The sequence below is a fragment of the Haloarcula quadrata genome (assembly GCF_003634715.1).
Classification (GTDB): domain Archaea; phylum Halobacteriota; class Halobacteria; order Halobacteriales; family Haloarculaceae; genus Haloarcula; species Haloarcula marismortui.
Map to the genome: position 1 here is coordinate 2,796,157 of NZ_RBWW01000001.1, position 18,491 is coordinate 2,814,647.

At 62.0% G+C, this 18,491-nt stretch carries 19 protein-coding genes and 2 pseudogenes; 7 read left to right on the forward strand and 14 right to left on the reverse strand.

The window, feature by feature from the left end; translation table 11 throughout:
- Positions 1-15 precede the first annotated feature (15 nt).
- Genes trpA through trpC form a run of 3 tightly spaced genes read right to left on the reverse strand, consistent with a single transcriptional unit; the run spans position 16 to position 2,971 of the window.
- Positions 16-897 (reverse strand): tryptophan synthase subunit alpha, encoded by an 882-nt coding sequence (gene trpA, locus BDK61_RS14405; protein WP_121303577.1) that lies wholly within the window; start codon positions 895-897, stop codon positions 16-18.
- Positions 897-2,159, reverse strand: a complete 1,263-nt coding sequence (trpB, locus tag BDK61_RS14410; RefSeq protein WP_121303578.1) for a tryptophan synthase subunit beta — start codon at positions 2,157-2,159, stop codon at positions 897-899. The genes trpA and trpB overlap by 1 nt, the downstream gene beginning before the upstream one ends.
- The gene (trpC, locus tag BDK61_RS14415; protein ID WP_121303579.1) at positions 2,156-2,971 is read right to left on the reverse strand and encodes an indole-3-glycerol phosphate synthase; all 816 of its coding nucleotides are present in this window, start codon (positions 2,969-2,971) and stop codon (positions 2,156-2,158) included. Before trpC ends, trpB begins: the two co-directional genes overlap by 4 nt.
- A gap of 130 nt (positions 2,972-3,101) precedes the next feature.
- Between trpC and BDK61_RS14420 the strand changes: the two genes are divergently transcribed.
- Positions 3,102-3,599 (forward strand): GNAT family N-acetyltransferase, encoded by a 498-nt coding sequence (locus tag BDK61_RS14420; protein ID WP_004958035.1) that lies wholly within the window; start codon positions 3,102-3,104, stop codon positions 3,597-3,599.
- A 100-nt stretch (positions 3,600-3,699) separates the two neighbouring features.
- Entirely contained in the window at positions 3,700-4,887 is a 1,188-nt protein-coding gene (locus tag BDK61_RS14425) for a redox-regulated ATPase YchF (RefSeq protein ID WP_121303580.1), read from the forward strand.
- A gap of 44 nt (positions 4,888-4,931) precedes the next feature.
- On the opposite strand, the gene BDK61_RS14430 is transcribed toward BDK61_RS14425, so the two are convergent.
- The 5 genes and pseudogenes from BDK61_RS14430 to BDK61_RS14450 all read right to left on the reverse strand — a co-directional run.
- Positions 4,932-5,471, reverse strand: coding sequence for a hypothetical protein (locus BDK61_RS14430; RefSeq protein WP_121303581.1), 540 nt, complete (start codon positions 5,469-5,471; stop codon positions 4,932-4,934).
- 104 nt (positions 5,472-5,575) lie between these two features.
- A complete protein-coding gene (locus BDK61_RS14435) occupies positions 5,576-6,175 on the reverse strand; it encodes a hypothetical protein (RefSeq protein WP_121303582.1) in 600 nt (199 codons plus the stop codon).
- Complete coding sequence (locus BDK61_RS14440; RefSeq protein ID WP_011223908.1) at positions 6,172-6,828, reverse strand: DsbA family protein; 657 nt, start codon at positions 6,826-6,828, stop codon at positions 6,172-6,174. The genes BDK61_RS14435 and BDK61_RS14440 overlap by 4 nt, the downstream gene beginning before the upstream one ends.
- A 337-nt stretch (positions 6,829-7,165) precedes the next feature.
- Positions 7,166-8,227: a S66 family peptidase gene (locus BDK61_RS14445; RefSeq protein WP_121303583.1), complete on the reverse strand. Its 1,062-nt coding sequence runs from the start codon at positions 8,225-8,227 to the stop codon at positions 7,166-7,168.
- 504 nt (positions 8,228-8,731) lie between these two features.
- Positions 8,732-9,091, reverse strand: a pseudogene (locus tag BDK61_RS14450) (IS5-like element ISHma10 family transposase); the annotation flags it as partial.
- A 50-nt stretch (positions 9,092-9,141) separates the two neighbouring features.
- Here BDK61_RS14450 and BDK61_RS14455 point away from each other — a divergent pair.
- Positions 9,142-10,140 (forward strand): transposase, encoded by a 999-nt coding sequence (locus tag BDK61_RS14455; protein WP_121302241.1) that lies wholly within the window; start codon positions 9,142-9,144, stop codon positions 10,138-10,140.
- Between the two features lie 15 nt (positions 10,141-10,155).
- Here BDK61_RS14455 and BDK61_RS14460 read toward each other — a convergent pair.
- Both BDK61_RS14460 and BDK61_RS14465 read right to left on the reverse strand, forming a co-directional pair.
- Positions 10,156-10,659: pseudogene (locus BDK61_RS14460) on the reverse strand (IS5-like element ISHma10 family transposase); the annotation flags it as partial.
- A 173-nt stretch (positions 10,660-10,832) separates the two neighbouring features.
- A complete protein-coding gene (locus tag BDK61_RS14465; protein ID WP_004963111.1) occupies positions 10,833-11,315 on the reverse strand; it encodes a hypothetical protein in 483 nt (160 codons plus the stop codon).
- Positions 11,316-11,580: 265 nt separating this feature from the next.
- Here BDK61_RS14465 and BDK61_RS14470 point away from each other — a divergent pair, with 265 nt between their 5' ends.
- The 3 genes from BDK61_RS14470 to BDK61_RS14475 all read left to right on the forward strand — a co-directional run bounded on the left by BDK61_RS14470 (position 11,581) and on the right by BDK61_RS14475 (position 13,985).
- Positions 11,581-13,497: a beta-CASP ribonuclease aCPSF1 gene (locus BDK61_RS14470; RefSeq protein ID WP_121303584.1), complete on the forward strand. Its 1,917-nt coding sequence runs from the start codon at positions 11,581-11,583 to the stop codon at positions 13,495-13,497.
- A 73-nt stretch (positions 13,498-13,570) separates the two neighbouring features.
- Positions 13,571-13,726, forward strand: coding sequence for a hypothetical protein (locus BDK61_RS23490; protein WP_004963115.1), 156 nt, complete (start codon positions 13,571-13,573; stop codon positions 13,724-13,726).
- A gap of 10 nt (positions 13,727-13,736) precedes the next feature.
- Entirely contained in the window at positions 13,737-13,985 is a 249-nt protein-coding gene (locus BDK61_RS14475; RefSeq protein WP_011222851.1) for a DUF7861 family protein, read from the forward strand.
- Positions 13,986-14,022: 37 nt separating this feature from the next.
- Here BDK61_RS14475 and BDK61_RS14480 read toward each other — a convergent pair whose 3' ends face one another.
- From BDK61_RS14480 to pdhA, 4 genes are all read right to left on the reverse strand, one after another.
- Complete coding sequence (locus tag BDK61_RS14480) at positions 14,023-14,577, reverse strand: hypothetical protein (protein ID WP_121303585.1); 555 nt, start codon at positions 14,575-14,577, stop codon at positions 14,023-14,025.
- Positions 14,574-15,899, reverse strand: a complete 1,326-nt coding sequence (locus tag BDK61_RS14485) for a divalent metal cation transporter (protein WP_049938694.1) — start codon at positions 15,897-15,899, stop codon at positions 14,574-14,576. Before BDK61_RS14485 ends, BDK61_RS14480 begins: the two co-directional genes overlap by 4 nt.
- A gap of 174 nt (positions 15,900-16,073) precedes the next feature.
- Positions 16,074-16,778, reverse strand: a complete 705-nt coding sequence (locus BDK61_RS14490) for a hypothetical protein (RefSeq protein ID WP_004963124.1) — start codon at positions 16,776-16,778, stop codon at positions 16,074-16,076.
- A gap of 60 nt (positions 16,779-16,838) precedes the next feature.
- Positions 16,839-17,951 (reverse strand): pyruvate dehydrogenase (acetyl-transferring) E1 component subunit alpha, encoded by a 1,113-nt coding sequence (gene pdhA / locus BDK61_RS14495; RefSeq protein ID WP_121303586.1) that lies wholly within the window; start codon positions 17,949-17,951, stop codon positions 16,839-16,841.
- 122 nt (positions 17,952-18,073) lie between these two features.
- Between pdhA and BDK61_RS14500 the strand changes: the two genes are divergently transcribed.
- Positions 18,074-18,466, forward strand: coding sequence for a DUF5658 family protein (locus BDK61_RS14500; protein ID WP_004963127.1), 393 nt, complete (start codon positions 18,074-18,076; stop codon positions 18,464-18,466).
- Positions 18,467-18,491: the final 25 nt, after the last annotated feature.

The window sequence follows — 18,491 nt, forward strand, 5'->3', positions numbered from 1 at the left end:
GTGTGGCAAGTACGATTATGTGCGTTCCGGTTGCGGTCGTTCTGCCGCTCCCCGGAGCGCCCCCTCTTTGAGTTCGCGAGCCTTCGCTTCGAGCCGGTCGGCCACAGCATCGGTCGAATCGCCGTTCTCGTGGCCCTCGGCGACGATATCGACCAGCGCGGAGCCGACGATAATACCGTCAGCGCCGGCAGAAACGATTCGTTCGGCGTGGGCACCGGTCGTGATGCCGAACCCGACAGCCTTGGGCACGTCCCAATCGGACAGTCGGGCCAGCGAGTCCTCGGTGGCATCATCTACGTCCTCGCGCGCGCCGGTGACGCCCAGACGGGCCTGCACGTACACGTAGCCAGACACCTGTTCGAGCATCCGTTCGAGCCGGTCACCCTTCGTCGTCGGTGCGACGATGAACACCAGGTCGAGGTCGAATTCATCACAGGCCGTCCGGAGCGGGCCGGCTTCCTCTCCGGGGAGGTCCGGGACGACGAGCCCCTCGATGCCGACCGCGGCGGCCTTCTCGACGAAGGGGCGGGGTCCCTGGCTCACGGTTTCACCGCTCGCGTTTTCCGAGTCGCTTCGCGACTCGCTATCACCCTCACCGTACTGATAGATGAGGTTGTAGTAGGTCATACACACCAGCGGCACGTCCACGTCAAGGTCCTCGACGAACTGGAAGAAGCGGTCAGGCGTCATCCCGGCTTCCAGCGAGCGGACGATAGCGTTCTGGATAGTTTTGCCCTCAGCAATCGGCTCGGAAAACGGCAGGCCGAGTTCGATGACATCCGCGCCGCCGCGGGCTAGCGCCTCAACGTATTCTAGCGACGCCTCGTAGTTCGGGTCGCCGGCCGCAAGGTACGGGACGAAAGCAGGCTCGTCGGCGAACGCGCGTTCGAGTCCCATCAGAGGCCACCCCCGCCGACGCGCTCGAAGATAGACATGTCCGGGGCGATATCGAGGTCACGTTTCGCGGTCTCCTCGATGGCGATTTCGAGGTCCTTGTCGCCGCGGCCGGAGACGTTGATGATGACAGAGTCACCGACTTCGTCGTGGTGCTCTTCGAGGTAACCGAAGGCGTGGGCTGTCTCCAAGGCCGGGATGATACCCTCGTCCTGTGAGAGGCGGTGGAACGCCTCCAGCGCGACGTCGTCGTCAACGTTGACCGGTGTGACGCGCTCCTCATCGACAAGGTGGGCGAGTTCCGGGCCGACACCGGCGTAGTCCAGCCCCGACGAAACGGAGTGGGATTCCATGATCTGGCCGTCCGAATCCTGCAGGAGCTTCGTGCGCGCGCCATGGAGCACGCCTTCGTCGCCAGTTGAAAGTGTCGCGGAGTTCGGTGCGACGCCCTTCTCCTCGTCGACCTGCAGCGAGGAGCCGCCGGCCTCGACAGCGAAGAGGTCGACTTCGGGGTCGTCGATAAACTCGGCGAACATCCCCATAGTGTTCGACCCGCCGCCAGCACAGGCCATCACGGAATCGGGCAGGCCACCGGTCGTCTCACGTATCTGTTTGCGGGCTTCTTCGGAAATGACCGCGTGGAAGTCACGCACCATCTTCGGGAACGGGTGCGGACCGACGATGCTCCCGATGACGTAGTGGGTGTTCTCGACGGTGGTCGCCCAGTCCCGCATCGTCTCGGAGATAGCTTCCTTCAGCGTGCCGCGGCCGACCGTGACGGGGTTGACCTCGGAGCCGTTGATGCGCATCCGGAACACGTTGGGGCGCTGGCGCGCGATATCGCTCTCGCCCATGTAGATCTCACAGGGCATATCGAGGTGGGCCGCCGCCATCGCCGTCGCCGTGCCGTGCTGGCCCGCGCCGGTCTCGGCGATAATCCGCTCCTTGCCCATGTACTTCGCCAGCAAGACCTGTCCGAGCGCGTTGTTGAGCTTGTGTGCGCCGCCGTGAAGCAGGTCCTCGCGCTTGAGGTAGACGTCCGTGTCGTACCGGGCCGAGAGCTGGTCCGCGTACTGCAGCGGCGTCGGTCGGCCACCGAAGTCGGCCAGACGTTCCCGGAATTCGTCCATGAAGCCGTCCTCGTTTTCGAGCACGTACCGCTGGTAGGCGTCGGTCAGCTCTTCGATAGCTGGCATCAGCGCCTCGGGCACGTACTGTCCACCGTACTCGCCGAACTTGGGGTCGTATGCGTCGTCAGGACTCATGTGTCTGTAGTTGTTGTCTCAACTGCATCAGTGTTCGCGCGTGTCAGTCGCCGCGTGTTCGCTTCCACATCCGTCGCCGCGTCGTGGTCCATGATAGCCGAGCCGATCAGCAGGGCGTCCGCACCGGCGTCGCGCATCCGCGTAACGTCGTCCGCTGTCTGTATGCCACTTTCAGCAATGAGTGTGACGCCCTCCGGGACATCTGGCGCGACAGCTTCGAACGTTCCGAGGTCAACCGCTAGCTCGCCGAGGTCGCGGTTGTTGACGCCGATGATGTCTGCGCCGGCGTCGAGCGCCTTCTCGACCTCTGCCGCGGTGTGAGTCTCCACGAGGACCTGGAAGCCGCGCTCGCGCGCAGCCGTGAGGAGATCCGCGAGGTCGTCGGTCCCGTCCGCTTCAAGAAACCGGACGATGAGCAGGATCACGTCCGCTTCGACGACATCCAGCTGGTTCTCGTGGAGGATGAAGTCCTTCCGCAGGACGGGCACGTCGACAGCCTCACGAACCCGTTCGAGGGTCGCCGTCGACCCGCCGAAGTGGTCCGGCTCTGTCAGCACCGAGAGCGCTGCCGCACCGCCCTCGACCATCTGTTGTGCGAGGTCGACCGGGTCGTCGGTCCGCTCGCCGTCGGCGGTTGGACTCGTCGGCTTGATTTCGGCGACGACTGGTGTCCGTCCGGCGTCTGCCGCCGCGTCAAAGGCGTCGGGCAGCGAACGGGGCGTCACCGATACCCGGTCACCGCCGCCACCGCGCTCCCGCGCCGCGTCGAGAATCGATTGAACCGCTGGTGCTATCTCCTCACTGTCGTCCATTACTGAACACTAACGTACAGAAGTGTACATAAGAGTTGCCCTATTCTCTCAGAGGGGGCGGGACACGGCGGATACTGCTTGCTGTCAATAAGACCACAGTTCTATGATGTCTCGCGTTACATGTTCACGTATGTCGTTCCAGACAGCCATCCGGCCAGCCGAGTCAGTGGACATTGCGGATATCCGCCGGGTCGCCAGAGCCACGTGGCATACCGTGTACGACGACATTCTCGGGGCAGAGACAGTAGAAGAACACCTCAAAGAGGGGTATACGCCGCCGCTGTTGGAGCAGATGATCGAGCTCGACGAGGTCGGCCTGTTCGTCTCGACAGCCGACGACGACGTAGTGGCGTATATGAGCTGTGGAATGACGGACGCGACCGGCTTCGGTGACCTAGACCTGTACGTCCACCCGGACTACTGGGGAGAGGGTATCGGAACGGAGCTGCTACACCGCGGCGAACAGCACTTGCACGACCTGTCCGTGCGGAAAATCCGCGACGAGGTGCTGGCAGAAAACGAGGTCGGCAACGCGTTCTACCGGGCTCACTTCGAGAAAGTCGGCCAGCGGACCGCAGAGGTCGGCGGACAGGAGCATCCGGTGAACGTGTACGAACGGCGATTGTAAACGCCGGCTCGCATTCGCAGCCCGCAGTACGTGTGTGACTCACACGCTCTCGTAGCTCGTGTAACAGCGTTTAAGCCGCTGAAACCGCTTCGTCGGTGCAATGAGCTACAAGATCGGACTCGTCGGCAAGCCCTCTGTCGGCAAGTCCACGTTTTTCAATGCGGCGACGATGAACGATGTGCCGGAGGGCGCGTACCCGTTCACGACAATCGACCCGTCGATGGGCGAAGCCTACGTCCGCGTCGACTGTGCGGCTCCAGAGTTCGACCACACCTGCACGCCCAACCACGGCTACTGCACGGAGGGTGTCCGGTTCGTCCCGACAAAACTCGTCGACGTGGCCGGCCTCGTCCCCGGCGCACACGAAGGGAAGGGGCTGGGGAACCAGTTCCTCACGGACCTCAACGAGGCCGACGTGCTCGTCCACGTCGTCGACTTCACCGGTGAGAATGATCTGGAGGGTGAACCCACCGAGGACCACGACCCGCGCGAGGACATCGACTTCCTCGAAGACGAACTGGACATGTGGTATCTCGACATCTTAGAGAAGGGTATCGAGCGCTACCGCTCGGGCTATCACGGCGAGGACAAGGCCATCGAGGACGACCTCGCCGAGCAGATGTCGGCGTTCAAAATCAACGCCGACGAGATTAAACAGGTCGTGCTCGCGCTGGACCTGGAACTCGACCCCGACACCTGGGACGACGAAGACAGAGAGGCACTCGCTCGGGAAATCCGCATTCGGACCAAGCCGATGCTCATCGCGGCAAACAAGATGGATACTCCTGAGGCCCAGAAAAACTGGGAGCCAATCACCGAGGACCCGGAGTACGAACACCTCACGTTCGTCCCCGTCTCGGCCCACGCCGAGAAGGCACTGAAAAACGGCAACGAGCAGGGGGTACTCGACTACCGACCGGGCGACGAGGAGTTCACCGTGACAGCAGACCTGCCCGAAGAGAAGGCCGCAGGGCTCGAACAGATCCGGGAGTTCGTCACCGACTTCGGCGGCACGGGCGTCCAGCAGGCCCTCGAAACCGCGCTGTTCGAGGAACTGGGAGCTATCGCGGTGTTCCCCGGGGCTCGCAAGCCCCAGGAAGACGGGACCTTCCTGCAGGACTGTTTCGTCCTCCCAGACGGGTCGACCGCCGAGGACTTCGCGTACTTCCTGCACACCGATATCGGCGAGGGATTCCTCCACGCCCACGACGTGCGCACCGAGCGACAGATCGGTGCTGACACTGAACTTGACCATCGGGACGTGGTCGAGATCACGACGACGAACTGAGCGGATCGCTGTCGGCACTGCTTTCCGACCCAGCGATAGCCGGGCTACAACAGGAGGTGTGCCAGCAACGCAATGATAGCGACTTTCTTGACGAGAATAACACCGATAATCAGTTGCGTCGTCGAGAGCGCCCGGACGCGTTCGATACCCCGCCGGATGAATGCAGGCGATTGGGCCAGTTCATCGACCAGTAACCGCCACTCCGCACGGAACGTCTCGGCCGCCGACCCCTCGCCGTCGGTGTAGGCGGCTTCCGGCCGTGGCAGCCATTGTGACCCCGTGTATTCGAGTTCGACCAGCGACCCCTCTAGATGGCTGGCCTGCTCGAACTGCAGGCCGTTGGCTTCACAGAGCCGTTCGACCTTGGCGATGTCGCGGTCGCTGTTCAGGTCGTAGCGCCGCTGTATCGCGTTGGTCGCCCAGTCGAACTGGAATCGACAGACGAGTTCGCTCTCGCCGACCCACACGTCGACGATTTCGGCCAGTTCGACCGTGCCGGCCGTCTCTTTCCGCTTCCGGTGGAGGTGTTCGTACTCGGCGGGGGACTCCGTTGAGGCCGTCACCTGGGACTCCGTCTCGGGCATACTTCTCGGCAGGAGTGTTCGGCTGACGACACTATACGTTTTCTCCCGCTGGAATGGTTGGCACTCCACGACCGAAGCGAGACGAGGGCCTGCCAACGACACGGTCAGAGGTCGACCGGACAGCCGTTGATTTCGCCGCCACGCATCCCCTCGGCGAGCCAGTAGACGGAAAGGGTCAACACCACGAGCGCAAGCAGCGCGAACTCCAGCCCGTCCAGCGGCAGAAACAGCAGCGAGGTCGAGACGCCGAGCAGTGACAGCAGCCCCAGCAGCACCGCCGACCCGCAGGCCGCACAGCCCGCACCGAGCGTTCCAAGGACAACGCCCGCGACGCCCGCACCGCCCTGCTGGAGGTCGAGGCCGTGCTCGCGGAAGTGGTACGTCACCAGACCGATGTCGACGCCGGTGAGGACGGCGACGACGAGTAGCAGGATTCCCTGTGCAAAGTTGAACGACGTGCCGATGAACGGGTACAGTTCAGCGAGCACGCGCAGGCGGCTAGCAAGCGGGAGCGACCCGCCAACCACGAGGTCAAGCACCAGCGGGACGTTCAGTGAGACGACGAACAGCGTCAGCGAAACGATGGCAGCGATCACGGCGACCGCCGCATAGACCGGCAGCGTGAGCACAAGCCTGACCGTCCGACCCATGAGTCGCCAGTCGCCGCGCGTCGTCGGCAGTCGGAGCCCGGGTGCGATGCTCATCCGTCGCGCTCTCCCAGCGCCTCCGCGATGAGGTCGTAACTGACGCTCCCGTTGACCTTTGTCACGAACTCGCCGTCCTCAAACAACAGAATAATCGGCGTCGTCTCGCCCAGTCCGGCGTCCTCGGCTGCCTGAATATCAGCCTGCACAGCGTCGTTATGTGCCTGTTCTTGCGCGTCGCGTGCGACCGCCTCGCCATCTACCGCTGTCTCCTCGGTGAGAAACATCGCCGTCCGGTCTAGGACGTTGTCCGGGTCGAACGACGACTGCTCGGCGAAGTAGTGCTCAAACAGCGCCCAGTACGCCTCGCTGTCGCGGGCGAACGTCGACTCCAGCGCCTGTGTCGCCGGCTCACCCCAGGGGTAGATGACCGGGTAGGTCCGGACGACGTACGCACCTTTGCCTGCGTCCACGATGTTCTCTCGGATATCCGGCAGTGTTTCCTCGTGGAAGCGGCGGCATGTGGGGCAGGAAGGGTCTTCGAACGCCAGAATGACGTGACCGCCCAGTTCACCGCGGCGGGGCTGGGCGTCGAGGTCGGCGGCTGCCGGGTGGTTGTCGACGGATTCAGCGCTGTCCGCCTCGCTACTGCAGCCTGCGACTGCGCCGACGACACCCACCCCGGAAAGTGTGAGAAAGCGTCGTCTGTTCATATACGACTGGTTGGCCCGCGTGGGTTTAGCGTTTGTTCCACTGTGTGGCCCCGATGAGTAACCGTCTTGTCGCCGGCAGCGGTAGCATCTACCGGCCGATGACGACGACTCACTGGGCCGAGCCGGGGTGACTCCCTGTTGATGACGAGCCCTATGAGTGCCGAGGCCAGCGTTCTATCCATACATTTGCGAGGAGAAGTGAACGAACGCCAGAGAAACCAATCAAGGGATAGAGACTCTATCTGGCATTTAACCTCAGTTGGTATCTCGTGTCTGTTAACTATCAAAAACTCACTGCTAACAAGCGAGCGGCCGACGAGATTCTAACCGCCGTGAATCAAGGAAAGCGAATGGATTTGGTTGCGGGTTCTATTTCGACCTCACCACCGATCGGAATGGGGCACGTCGGATACGTATGTCCGAACTCGCAATTGAAGACAACAGGTGCGTTCGGATTGTACGTTTTGAGGATGTCAGCAATCGTGTCGCGCTGGCGCTCTCGATACTCCTCTCGCCATTCTTGTGGGTTTTCTTCAGCGTGTGAGCGTGCACAGGCGCGTCCGACAAGCACACCGTCGAATCGTTCGAGAAGACCCCGTTCGCCGAGTGCCCGAAGGTTCGCACCGACGACAGCCGGGTCAGGGATCAGTTCGCTCGTCTCCAACGCAAGCACAGTGCCGTTCAATGCCTCGGGATCAGGCAGGTAGCGGTCGGCGAGGAACTGCTCAACGAGGACTGCATAGCAACCGCCCCAGATTCGACCCGAGACAGTCTCTTCACCACCACGCCAGAGTCGGCCATCAGAGTGCTCGATCTCGCGCGTGGTTTTGACTGACTCCGGATCTTCCCAGTTGCCGGACTCATCAGTGAAAACTTCCGCTTCGGTCCACTCGCCGACGGAATCCTCGAAAAGCGCACGCCGCAGGTACTCTTTGGTGTAGTCAAACATCTCGCCATCCATCGCGTATTCAACCAGGGTGGATCCGCCGTAGTACGAAACGATCCCGTGATTCCAGAGGAACAGAGCCAGATTCGTGTTGTCTGAGTATCCGTAGAATCGAGTCGGGTGTTCGCGGAGTACGTCCCCATCGAGAAACGGGAGCATCGTGATCTGGTCGTGGCCCCCGATATTAGCGATCACGGCTGAAATGTCTGGGTCGCGGAAGGCCTTCATAATCTCTTCGGCGCGCGCCTCTGGATTGTCCGCAAGCCACTCCGGGTCGGCGGTCGCGGTTGGATACGCAACCGGATCAAGATCAAAAACCTCGCGCATTCGTTCAAGACCGAGTTCGTAGACGAACCGTGCAGACTCGGGTGCGTTTGATGCCGGTGCGACAACCGCGACCCGATCACCAGGTTCGACATGGGGTGGAGTAAGGAAGTCGGTCACAGCTGGCATCTGTAGAGCTGATTATATATTTTTTATCTAGCCCTGTACCATAGCATCAAGAGAGCTGGAGACTGGCAAGACAAGCACGAGTGCGAAGCTCGGCATCTCTTTGCAACTGTACAAATTGACCATCGAAAAGGTGCCACCCAGATTCACACAGCAGGTCTCACCACAAACGGGTGAATGCAAGATATGCGTCTTGTACCTTGCACAGCACGTCCTAACAGAACCCAGAGACGACGGCTTCACGACCTTCGGTCAGAGCCGGCGGTGTTGTTCACTCGAATCTCATAGCATATACGAGAGGAGTAGCAAGCGGGGGTGAACGGGTTACGGATTGAAAAGCGTCTATAGCCGCCCTAAAGCATTCACTATGGATATGTGGTGAGTCGTGAGTGCCGAGGCCGCTATCTTTGAGAGTAGACCACAGCTCTGACTATATCTGGCTGTGGCCAGAGTCGGCACGAGTTTCGGTCGTGTTCGGCTCAATTGAATCCGGCGAATTTCGGCGTTTCAGCGTTCAATTGCCTGCTCCACGTTGTAAACGCCGGCTATGAGCGTTATCTCCCGGAACTGGCGGAACCAGTCACGCGCTCGGACGGCGGAGCCGTGCGAGCGCTTGATTGAGGAGTTGACGGACTCGGTCTGTGATCGCTGACCATAGAGCTCGTCGTCTATTCGGGCGTTGTGTGCGTGATCGTAAGGAGCGAAAACACGGTGCTTTATCAGCGGACGAATCCCGGCGTTTCGAAGCTCCTCACGGAAGCTCATGTCATCATAGCCTTTGTCAGCGGCCAAGCTTCGAAGGTCGCCCGCGTTCCGCAGGGCGACCTTCGGGCCGATCTTGGTTTCGTCAGGCCACTTCGTGCTGCAGGAGCGTGTCATAGAAAGGGTCACATACGAAGCAGCAGGGTGCGGAAAGTGTGTCCAGCACAACCGCAACCCTGCAAGATTTGGATTCGGTAGACGCCTTCTTGAATGTCGCGGCTACCGAGACAGTACCGCTGTTTGAGCATCTTGAGTTCGAGTTTCTGCTAGAGTACGACGTGTTCGCCCCCGCTTCGAGGGGGCGAACACGGGTGCATCAGCCACCAGACCTCTTTCGCGGCTTTCTGCACTGCTACTACGAGGATGTCTACGGTACACGCCCGGTTGCACGAGAACTTCAGCACGGCCTCGTCTGGTACTATTGCGGGCTCGACAAACCGCCATCCAGAGACACAATCGACCGGTTTCTCACCGACCTAGAACACGTCATCGATGATGTTTTCCAGAGGCTCGTCGAGCAGGCCGCCGCCCGCGGCCTGCTCAACTCAACGTACTCTATCGATTCGACGCACGTTGAAGCGATCCAGTACAACGACGATGCGTCGTGGAACTACGATTCAACGGCCGAAGAGCACTACTACGGGTTCGGCTGTACGATCGTTTCGACCGGTTCAAAGATCCCGATTGCAGCAGAATTCACCCAACGCAAGCAGGCAGACGCTGAGACGGCGATGCGCGTCACAAAAGACGCGCTCGCCGTCGGGACACCGATCTGGATGCTTGGAGACAGTGCCTACGACATTCTTGAGTGGCACGACTTCCTGCTGGAAGTAGGGATTGTACCAGTCGCCCCGTACAACCCACGAAACACTGATGACCCGCTCGATATCGAATACAGGGTCGAAGACCGTATCAAGGAACACAGTGAGGAGGTTCAGCTCAAGCAATCAGTCTTGGATGAGACGTACAACCGCCGTACAGGAGTCGAACGCACCAACGATGCGGTGAAGGACTGCGGCCTCGGGCACGTTCGCGCCCGAGGCCGCGTCCACGCACGAACAGAGGTGTTCATTGCGCTGTGTCTCCGCATCGTTGTCGCAATCACAAATTTCGAGCGAGGAGACGACCCGGGTCGTGAGAAGCTCACACTATGAGGAGGATTCTATGACACGCTCGCTGCAGTGTAAGTCAAGAATTGCTCCCTCAGCTGTATCTACGAGAAACGTCGTCTGGATCGTTTTGACGGAACGATCAATCCGTCGCAAGTAGTGAGACGATGCCTGCTGACGGTCGAAGTAGGTGGCATCAATTGCGGCGTGACCATTCTGGTCCAGCAGCTCCGCCGACCGGCGGAGCAGCTGTCGCCAGACAGTCATCGATGCCCGTTTGAACGCCTTACACAGCGTCGAAGGCGCGGGAAACTCCCCGCGTTGAAGATTCAATACCGCTCGAACACGTTCCATCTCTTCGGCCCAGTCGATGATTTCCTCGTACTCCGCGCTCATGTGTTCGCGCAGATAGAGCAAGACTGCGTGCTTCCAGCCGGCAAACCCGTTGCCGGCTGGATCACTCAGTTCCATCAGCGCAGCGTCAGTAAGCTTTTGAGCGAGCGAAGCCACTTGCTTCACGAAGCGGAAGAGGGTGTTGTGCATAACATTACTCTCCCGCTTCATACCCGTGATTCTAACGACCTATCCCGGCGCCGTCTGTGGATTCAATTGAGCCGTATAGTCACAATCCCATTCTTGGTTCATATTTCTTCCCTAAAATAACATAATACTCGTTATATTTAAGATTTAAATGGCAGAAATCATAACAGACAGATACAGCAACAGTATACCCGATTTCACTCCACAGCGAATGGATTCTCAGTCTGTTGCCACGGCCAACCCGGGACGCGTGTCTGGACCCCAGCCGCGAGCGCAGCATCAAGATCGTCAGCACCCGCAGTGGCTGTGTCATCGCCGTGGGTTCGTACGTCCGCAAGGTGGAAGGTCGCCTCTGCAAGCAGTCGGAGCGGTTGCTCACCGGCGATCATAGCCGCCAACTCGCGGCCGAGGAGTTCGTCGACGACAAACCCAGGGTAATCGTCAGTAACGTCCAGTCCTCGGAGCAAACGGACCAGCGCGGCGACGTTGACCGCCCGGTCGCCGTCGGCAAACACCTCGTCGATAGCAGCCGTGTAGGCGTCGTCTGTGAGCGTGTCAACGTCAACACCGAACTGCGAACCCAGATAGGCTCGCGTTTCGTTTACTAGCGGGACAACGTCGTCGCCCCGCTCCTGCACCCAGTCGTACTCTTCGTGGACAGTTTCAGGCGTCAGTCGCATGCTGGGGTCTCACGTGGAGGCCGCTTACCGCTTGTGGGCGCACAGAGCGGCGACTGCGGGACAGTTCCGACCTCCGTATTGCGAAGGCTTTTATAACACGAGGGGAATACTGAGAAATAGAGGACGGTTTTCCGGACATCTCTCCACGTCCGGAGGCAACTCACCGATAACTGATGACTTTATTAGAGAGCGTACATCCCGCGGCACCAGGTCGGCCCGCACCAGCCGTGGACGGCCCCGCTACCGGGATGACCCGTTTTGAGCTATGAGCACTGTAGACAAGCAACTCGAAGACGTGAAGGCAACGATCGACGAGGAAGTCCCGCGCCGTATCTCCGTCTCGGATGTCACGTACGAGGGACCGGAACTCGTCATATACACGCGTGACCCGAAGGAGTTCGCCGCGAACAGCGACCTCGTTCGCCGGCTCGCATCGAAGCTCCGGAAACGCATCACGGTCCGACCGGACCCGGACGTACTGGCCCCGCCAGCCGAGGCCGAAGAGGCGATCCGGGAGCTCATCCCCGAGGAAGCCGGCGTCATGGACCTGGATTTCCACGCTGACACCGGTGAAGTCGTCGTCCAGGCACAGAAGCCCGGCGTCGTCATCGGTCGACGCGGCTCGACCCTGCGTGAGATCACGCAGGAGGTCGGGTGGACACCCGAGGTCGTTCGGACGCCACCCATCGAGTCCTCGACAGTCGAGAACGTCCGGAACTTCCTCAAACAGGAGCGCGAGGACCGCCGTGACATCCTCGAACGCGTCGGCCGGCAGATCCACCGCGAGCCGATGTCGGACGACGAGTACGTCCGCATTACGACGCTGGGCTGCTGTCGGGAGGTCGGCCGCGCTGCGTTCATCCTCTCGACGCCGGACACGCGAATCCTCATCGACTGCGGTAACAAGCCCGGTGCCAACGGCGAGCAGCCGTATCTGGACATTCCGGAGGCGTTCGGTGCCGGGACCAACGGCATCGACGCCGTCGTCCTGACCCACGCACATCTCGACCACTCAGCGCTGGTCCCGCTCCTGTTCGAGTACGGCTACGACGGCCCCATCTACTGCACTGAGCCGACACGGGACCTGATGGGACTCCTGACACTCGATCACCTCGACACCGCCGCGGACGACGGCCGCACCCCGCCGTACGACTCCGAGATGGTCCGTGAGGCGATCAAACACACCATCCCGCTGGAGTACGGTGACGTGACGGATATCGCGCCCGACATCAAGCTGACACTGCACAACGCCGGCCACATTTTGGGCTCATCAGTGTGTCACTTCCACGTCGGCGACGGGCTGTACAACGTCGCCTTCTCCGGCGATATCCACTACGACGACACGCGTCTGTTCGACGGCGCTGTCAACGACTTCCCCCGGGTCGAAACGCTCGTGCTGGAGTCGACCTACGGCGGCCGCAACGACTACCAGACCGACCAGGAAGACTCGGAGCGAAAGCTCAAGCAGATCATCCAGAACGCCTACGACCGCAACGGGAAGGTCCTCATTCCGACCTTCGCCGTGGGGCGGTCCCAGGAACTCATGCTCGTCCTCGAAGAGGCGATGCGGAACGGCGACATCCCCGAGATGCCGGTCCATCTTGATGGAATGATCTGGGAGGCGACAGCCGTTCACACGACCTACCCCGAGTATCTCCGCGACGGCCTGCAGGATCGCATCTTCGACGAAGACAAGAACCCGTTCTTGGCTGACCGGTTCAATCCTATCGACGGCGATGACGAGGAACGGGAAGAGATCGCCGACGGCGATTCCTGTATCATCCTCTCTACGTCCGGGATGCTCACCGGCGGCCCGGTTATGTCCTGGCTCGACCAGCTCGGCCCGGACCCGGATTCGACGCTCACTTTCGTCGACTATCAGGCGGAGGGCACACTCGGCAAGCGAATCCAGCGCGGCATCGACGAGGTTCCTGTCAGCGGCAGCGGACGCAACGAGAAGGTCCCACTGGAGATGACCGTCGAAACGGTCGACGGCTTCTCCGGGCACGCCGACCGACAAGGGCTAGAGAACTTCGTGAAGACAATGAACCCCCGACCTGAGAAAATCCTCTGCGTGCACGGCGACGAATCCGCGACACAGGACCTCTCCTCGTCGCTGTACCACGACCAGAACATCCGGACCTTCGCGCCGGAGAACCTCGAAACGTTCCGCTTCCGCTGACCCGGTCGCTGCTCTCTGTTCGCGGTCAGTAGTCAGACAAACCTCTATACCGCAAGCGGGTGAAGCAGCACGTATGGACATCATCCAGTATCTCGACGAGCTCGAACCGGTCGGGATGGTACTCATTGGACTCGTGCTGTTCATCATCCCGGAACCTGCGACATCGACGCTTGGAATCGGCCTGATAGTGCTCGGCGGCGCGTGGTGGTTCTACGAGTGGAACCGCTGAAATAACTCGGATGAATCACGACCGCATTCACGCACGGGAACCGTCACACCACCGCGACCGCTGGACGGTCGGCACAATCACCGAGATAGCGGAGCGCGATGGCCACTGTGTCGTCACTGTCGAAGACGAGTCCAGTGAGCCAGCTGAGCTCGTCGTCACCATGGCCATTCGGGACCTGTTCGTCAGTCGGCTAGACATCGGCGACGACGAAAGTCCGGTCGGCGAGCGCGTCTGGTTCCGGAAACGCGGCGGGCAGTAGCGAGCCGCTGGCGCGTCCGGGATGCGACCGACGGTGACTACGACAGGTCGACGGTCCGGTCGGCCCAGTGCCGGAGTCGGTCGAGTGCGTCCCGCTCGGCCCGAGACACCGGGTTATCGACGCCCAGCTCGTCGCTGTCGAAGGCGTTGAGGACGGCTACGTCCGCCTTCTCACAGTATCCGGTGAGCCGGCTGACCGCAACGGAATCGTGCTGGAACGGAATCGTCGCGTCGTTGACGAACACCGCCCGGGGAGTCTCCGGGAGTGCGTCCAGCTGTTGCTCGGCACGGCGAGCGTTGTCCCGGGCGAGCGCGACCGCCTGCTCGGCCGTCTCGCTCTCAGCCCGCGGTGCACTGGCGTCAATGCGACCGAGCCAGACCGCCTCCGGCACAGTGGTGAAGCGGTCAAGGCGACCGCCCAGAATTGTCCCGTCGCGTTCGAGTTCGGGTGCGAAATCGAGGACGACAACACCCTCGGTGCCCTCGCTGTCAAGCCAGGCGTTGAGGGCGGCCGCGGTCGTCCGCGTCTTGCCGGCGTTGGAGGGACCAGTGACGAGCGTCGACCCCGAGAGCGGGAACTGGAGACCGGTCACGCGAGGAGTTCCTCCCGGAGGAACTTCCCGCCGAGGCCAGCCATAGCGAGACCGAGCGCGATAGCGAACGCCAGCACGAACCCTGAAAGTGGGCCGACGCCCCCGCCGAGCTGTTCGACAACGAAGTTCGCGGCCAACCCGCCCGAAACAGCGATGAGCGCCAGCCCGCCGACGTTGGCGAGCAGCGAGTTCGACTCCGGAACCGCAGCAGAGTTCAGGAGATAGAGGACAAGGGCGATGGCGAACGGCGTGCCGACCGTGCCGAGCGCGAGCACGAGGACGAGTTGCCCGAGGACGTTCCCGCCGATGAACGCGCCCGGTGCAGACAGCAGCGCAACGGCAGCGAGCAGGCCGCGGTAACGGTTATCCTCGATAGTGGTACCCCAGCCGAGTTTGTCGGCGAGCAGGAACGGCGGGACGATGGTGTTGCCTCCGAGCGTCGACACGGCAGCACCCCAGAGGCCGAGCAGGAACAGCCAGCGGGCGCTGTCGCCGACTAGCGGTCCGAGGGCCTCAGCAGCGCCGACCGTCGTGAGGTCGCCAGAGGTGAGTACGCTCGCCGTCACCAGAAAGATGGCGAGGCTATAGATGCCAAAGGCCACCAGCATCGACGCCCCCACGTCGACCGTCGCGAGGTCGTAGTCCTCGCGGGTCCAGCCGCGTGCCCGCATCGTGTAGGAATGCATCGTGATGAGCGTGATGTGGACCGCGCCGCCGAGGATGCCGGCCGCGACCAGTGCGCTCCCGGACGGGACCGAGGGGACCAGTCCGGCCACCGCCGCGCCGGCGTCGATGGGCACGACGAACAGACTGGCGACGAACGCGACGACGACCAGCAGGACGAGGATTTTCGCGGCCAGTTCGAGGAAGCGATAGCCCCCGCCCGCCAGCCCTGCTGCGAGGATGAGCGCCCAGACGACGCCCCAGATGCGCGCGTCGATACCGGTTACCGTCGCCGAAACGGTAGCGACGGTCTTCATGATGACGAGCTGTGCCACGCCGGCGGCGAGTACCGCGTCCCCGACCAGTAGCCACGCCCACGTTTCGCCGAGGTGGTCCTCGACGACGGCGACAATGCCACGCTCGGTCAGCAGTCCCAGCCGCATCGCGAGATACTGCGCCAGCGCCCCCGCCCCTGCGGAGAGGACGACGACCCACAGGAGACTGTAGCCGAACGCACCCCCAGCAGTGACGAGGCTGGCTATCGTTGCCGGACCGGCGGCGATTGCGCCCGCAATCCAGGACGGTCCCATCGCTTCGACGTAATCACTGATTGTCCCGCTGCTCACAGCCGAACTATCGACGGTTTCGGTCGAACTCATACCTCCGGCTTGGGTGAGGCCCCCTGAAAACACTGCCGACATATTGTTCGGTGGTATTCGGCAGTAATTCGACTGCTGTACTGCGATTACGGGAAAATGGAAGCGCTGGCCGAATTGACAGACCACACGCTCACCGGGCGGACCGCTACCAGAAAGAGTACAGACTGCGTCGGCTCAGAGTTCGACGGTTCCGAGGTCCGATTCCAGTTCGTCGACGTGGTCGTTGTATGCGTCGACGAAATCCGCGAACTGCGGGGCGTACTCGCGGATGTCGGCTGCCGAAGGGGGTTCGTACTGCGAGAGGAGATAGAGCCCGTTGCTCCCGCCGACCCGGAGGTACGACGCCCCGTCAGTGTCCCATTTGAGTTCCCAGCGCGTACCGCCGATTCGGCTGGTGAAGGTCCCGTAGTCGCCGCCCTCGTAACGCTGGAGTTCCCGCGCGATCTGGTCACAGATTTCGCGGACGCGGCCGAGGACACGGTCGCGTTCGGCCACGACGCCATCGGTTGTTGCGATTTCCGGGAACTCTGTCGACACGTCGTCGAGCACGCCGTCGAGCGACGCGACGTAGTCGTTGAATCCCTCGACGAAGGCGTCGTAGTCGGCGAGCGCGGCCGCTAGCGGCTCCGGCTCTGGCGGCTGTTTGGTCGAGATAACGTACGTGTCCGAGCCGCGCGACGGCGAGAACCGCAGATACTCCAGATCGCCGCCCTCGTACTTGACGGTCCACTCGCCGCGGTCAGTCTCGATGTCTGCCTGCCCGTAGTCGCCGCCCTCCAGCCGGGCGAGCTGGTAGGCGACCTGTCCGGCGTGGTCCCGGACCGCCGCGACCAGTTCGTCACGCTGCTGTGCAACAGCCGTTGCGTCGGCAGGGTCCACCGGTGGCCACTCTGTCACAGTAGACGGAAGCGACGGAACGGCAATAACAGGCTCGGTCGGCTACTCGGACTCCAGCAGGGCGTCGTCGCCGTGGCGCTCGCGGAGGCCCTCGAAGTACTCCCGCTGTTCATCAATGTTCGATGTCGATTCGTCGTACACGTCGGTAAAGAGGTCCGTCGGGTCCGGCGCATGGGACTCAGCGTTGTCAATAATCTCGCCGAGGCGCTCGTCGATGGTGTCGTCCATCACGTCAATTTTTCCGTCGTCCAGCAGATTGCAGTTTCTGAGGAACGCCTCCATGCGGTCCAGCGGGTCGCGTTCGCGCCACTCTTCGACCTCCGCGTCGTCCCGGTACACGTCCGGGTCGTCGGCGGTCGTGTGCGCGCCGAAGCGGTACTGGACAGCCTCGATGAAAATTGGTTCCTGCTCGCCGCCGTTTGCTCCCACAGCCCGCTCTCTGGCGGCCTCGGTGACGGAGTAGGTCGCCAGGGGGTCCATCCCGTCGACCTGCACGCCGTCGAAGCCGTAGGCGTCGGCCTTCTGTGCCAGCGTCTGACTGGCGGTCTGGCGCTCTCGGGGGACAGAGATGGCCCACTGGTTGTTGTTGCAGAAGAACACCGTCGGCGTCTCGAACACGCCGGCGAAGTTCATCGCCTCGTGGAAGTCTCCCTCGCTGGTGGCCCCGTCGCCGAAGTGGACGACGCCAGCCCGCTCATCGCCCCTTTTTTTTGCTGCCCACGACCAGCCGACAGCGTGGGGGAGATGCGCGCCGATAGAGATGTTCAGCGGGAACACGTTCACGTCGCCGAGCGCGGCGTTGCCCGCTTCGTGGCCCATCCAGTAGAGGACGTACTCCCAGGGGAGCCCGCGAGCCACAAGTGCGCCGTGTTCCCGGTACTGATAGAAGATCGTGTCCTCGTCGGCCAGCGCGTACGTCGACCCGACCTGTGACCCCTCCTGACCCGCCAGCGACGAGTAGGTGCCGAGTCGGCCCTGTCGCTGGAGGCTTATCATCCGCTCGTCGAACCGGCGGGCAAAGCGCATATCGCGGTACATCGACACCAGCGCCTCGTCGGACAGGTCCGGAATGAGGTCCGGGTCGACGATCTCACCGTCTGAATCGAGCGCCTGTACCCGGTCGTCGGGCGCCCGATTGAGAACGTCCTGTGTCATTTCGTACCCTACACTCGGAGAGGACCGTCAAAAAGCTGTGTTCGGCTCCGGTCAGTCGAGCCACTCCAGCACGCGCCGACGTCCTGACCCGAGTATTCATGCCGTGTCCGCCCAACGTATCCATGATGCTCGGCAAAGAGGGCCCAGCGGCGGACAGTGAGCGGGTGACGCTCTGGCGAGACCACCACCTATCGCACACCCATGCGGTACTCTGGACCGTCATCCTCGTCGCAACAGTCGGAGATATCCTCCTGACGATGACCGGCCTCACGGTCGGTCTGCAGGAGGGGAACGCCGTCGTCAGCACGATGCTTGCGGAGTTCGGGCTGGCTGGCCTCTGGCTGGTGAAGTTCGGGGCGATGCTGTGGCTGGTCGCCGGATGGCGACTGCTCTCCGAGCGCAACGCGACGGTCTTTCTTGCCCTCTTTGCCGTGGTGACGCTCGCGGTCGTTGCCTACAACTCAGTCACCATCCTGCAGTACCGCGGGGTAATAACGGCTGTTGCGGGCATTTGAAGCGCTGAGGCGTCAGGATTCAGGA

Coding starts and splice junctions, on each gene's coding strand:
- trpA (WP_121303577.1), bottom strand. CDS start 897: ATGGGACTCGAACGCGCGTTCGCCGACGAGCCTGCTTTCGTCCCGTAC.
- trpB (WP_121303578.1), bottom strand. CDS start 2,159: ATGAGTCCTGACGACGCATACGACCCCAAGTTCGGCGAGTACGGTGGA.
- trpC (WP_121303579.1), bottom strand. CDS start 2,971: ATGGACGACAGTGAGGAGATAGCACCAGCGGTTCAATCGATTCTCGAC.
- BDK61_RS14420 (WP_004958035.1), top strand. CDS start 3,102: ATGTCGTTCCAGACAGCCATCCGGCCAGCCGAGTCAGTGGACATTGCG.
- BDK61_RS14425 (WP_121303580.1), top strand. CDS start 3,700: ATGAGCTACAAGATCGGACTCGTCGGCAAGCCCTCTGTCGGCAAGTCC.
- BDK61_RS14430 (WP_121303581.1), bottom strand. CDS start 5,471: ATGCCCGAGACGGAGTCCCAGGTGACGGCCTCAACGGAGTCCCCCGCC.
- BDK61_RS14435 (WP_121303582.1), bottom strand. CDS start 6,175: ATGAGCATCGCACCCGGGCTCCGACTGCCGACGACGCGCGGCGACTGG.
- BDK61_RS14440 (WP_011223908.1), bottom strand. CDS start 6,828: ATGAACAGACGACGCTTTCTCACACTTTCCGGGGTGGGTGTCGTCGGC.
- BDK61_RS14445 (WP_121303583.1), bottom strand. CDS start 8,227: ATGCCAGCTGTGACCGACTTCCTTACTCCACCCCATGTCGAACCTGGT.
- BDK61_RS14465 (WP_004963111.1), bottom strand. CDS start 11,315: ATGCGACTGACGCCTGAAACTGTCCACGAAGAGTACGACTGGGTGCAG.
- BDK61_RS14470 (WP_121303584.1), top strand. CDS start 11,581: ATGAGCACTGTAGACAAGCAACTCGAAGACGTGAAGGCAACGATCGAC.
- BDK61_RS23490 (WP_004963115.1), top strand. CDS start 13,571: ATGGACATCATCCAGTATCTCGACGAGCTCGAACCGGTCGGGATGGTA.
- BDK61_RS14475 (WP_011222851.1), top strand. CDS start 13,737: ATGAATCACGACCGCATTCACGCACGGGAACCGTCACACCACCGCGAC.
- BDK61_RS14485 (WP_049938694.1), bottom strand. CDS start 15,899: ATGAGTTCGACCGAAACCGTCGATAGTTCGGCTGTGAGCAGCGGGACA.
- pdhA (WP_121303586.1), bottom strand. CDS start 17,951: ATGACACAGGACGTTCTCAATCGGGCGCCCGACGACCGGGTACAGGCG.
- BDK61_RS14500 (WP_004963127.1), top strand. CDS start 18,074: ATGATGCTCGGCAAAGAGGGCCCAGCGGCGGACAGTGAGCGGGTGACG.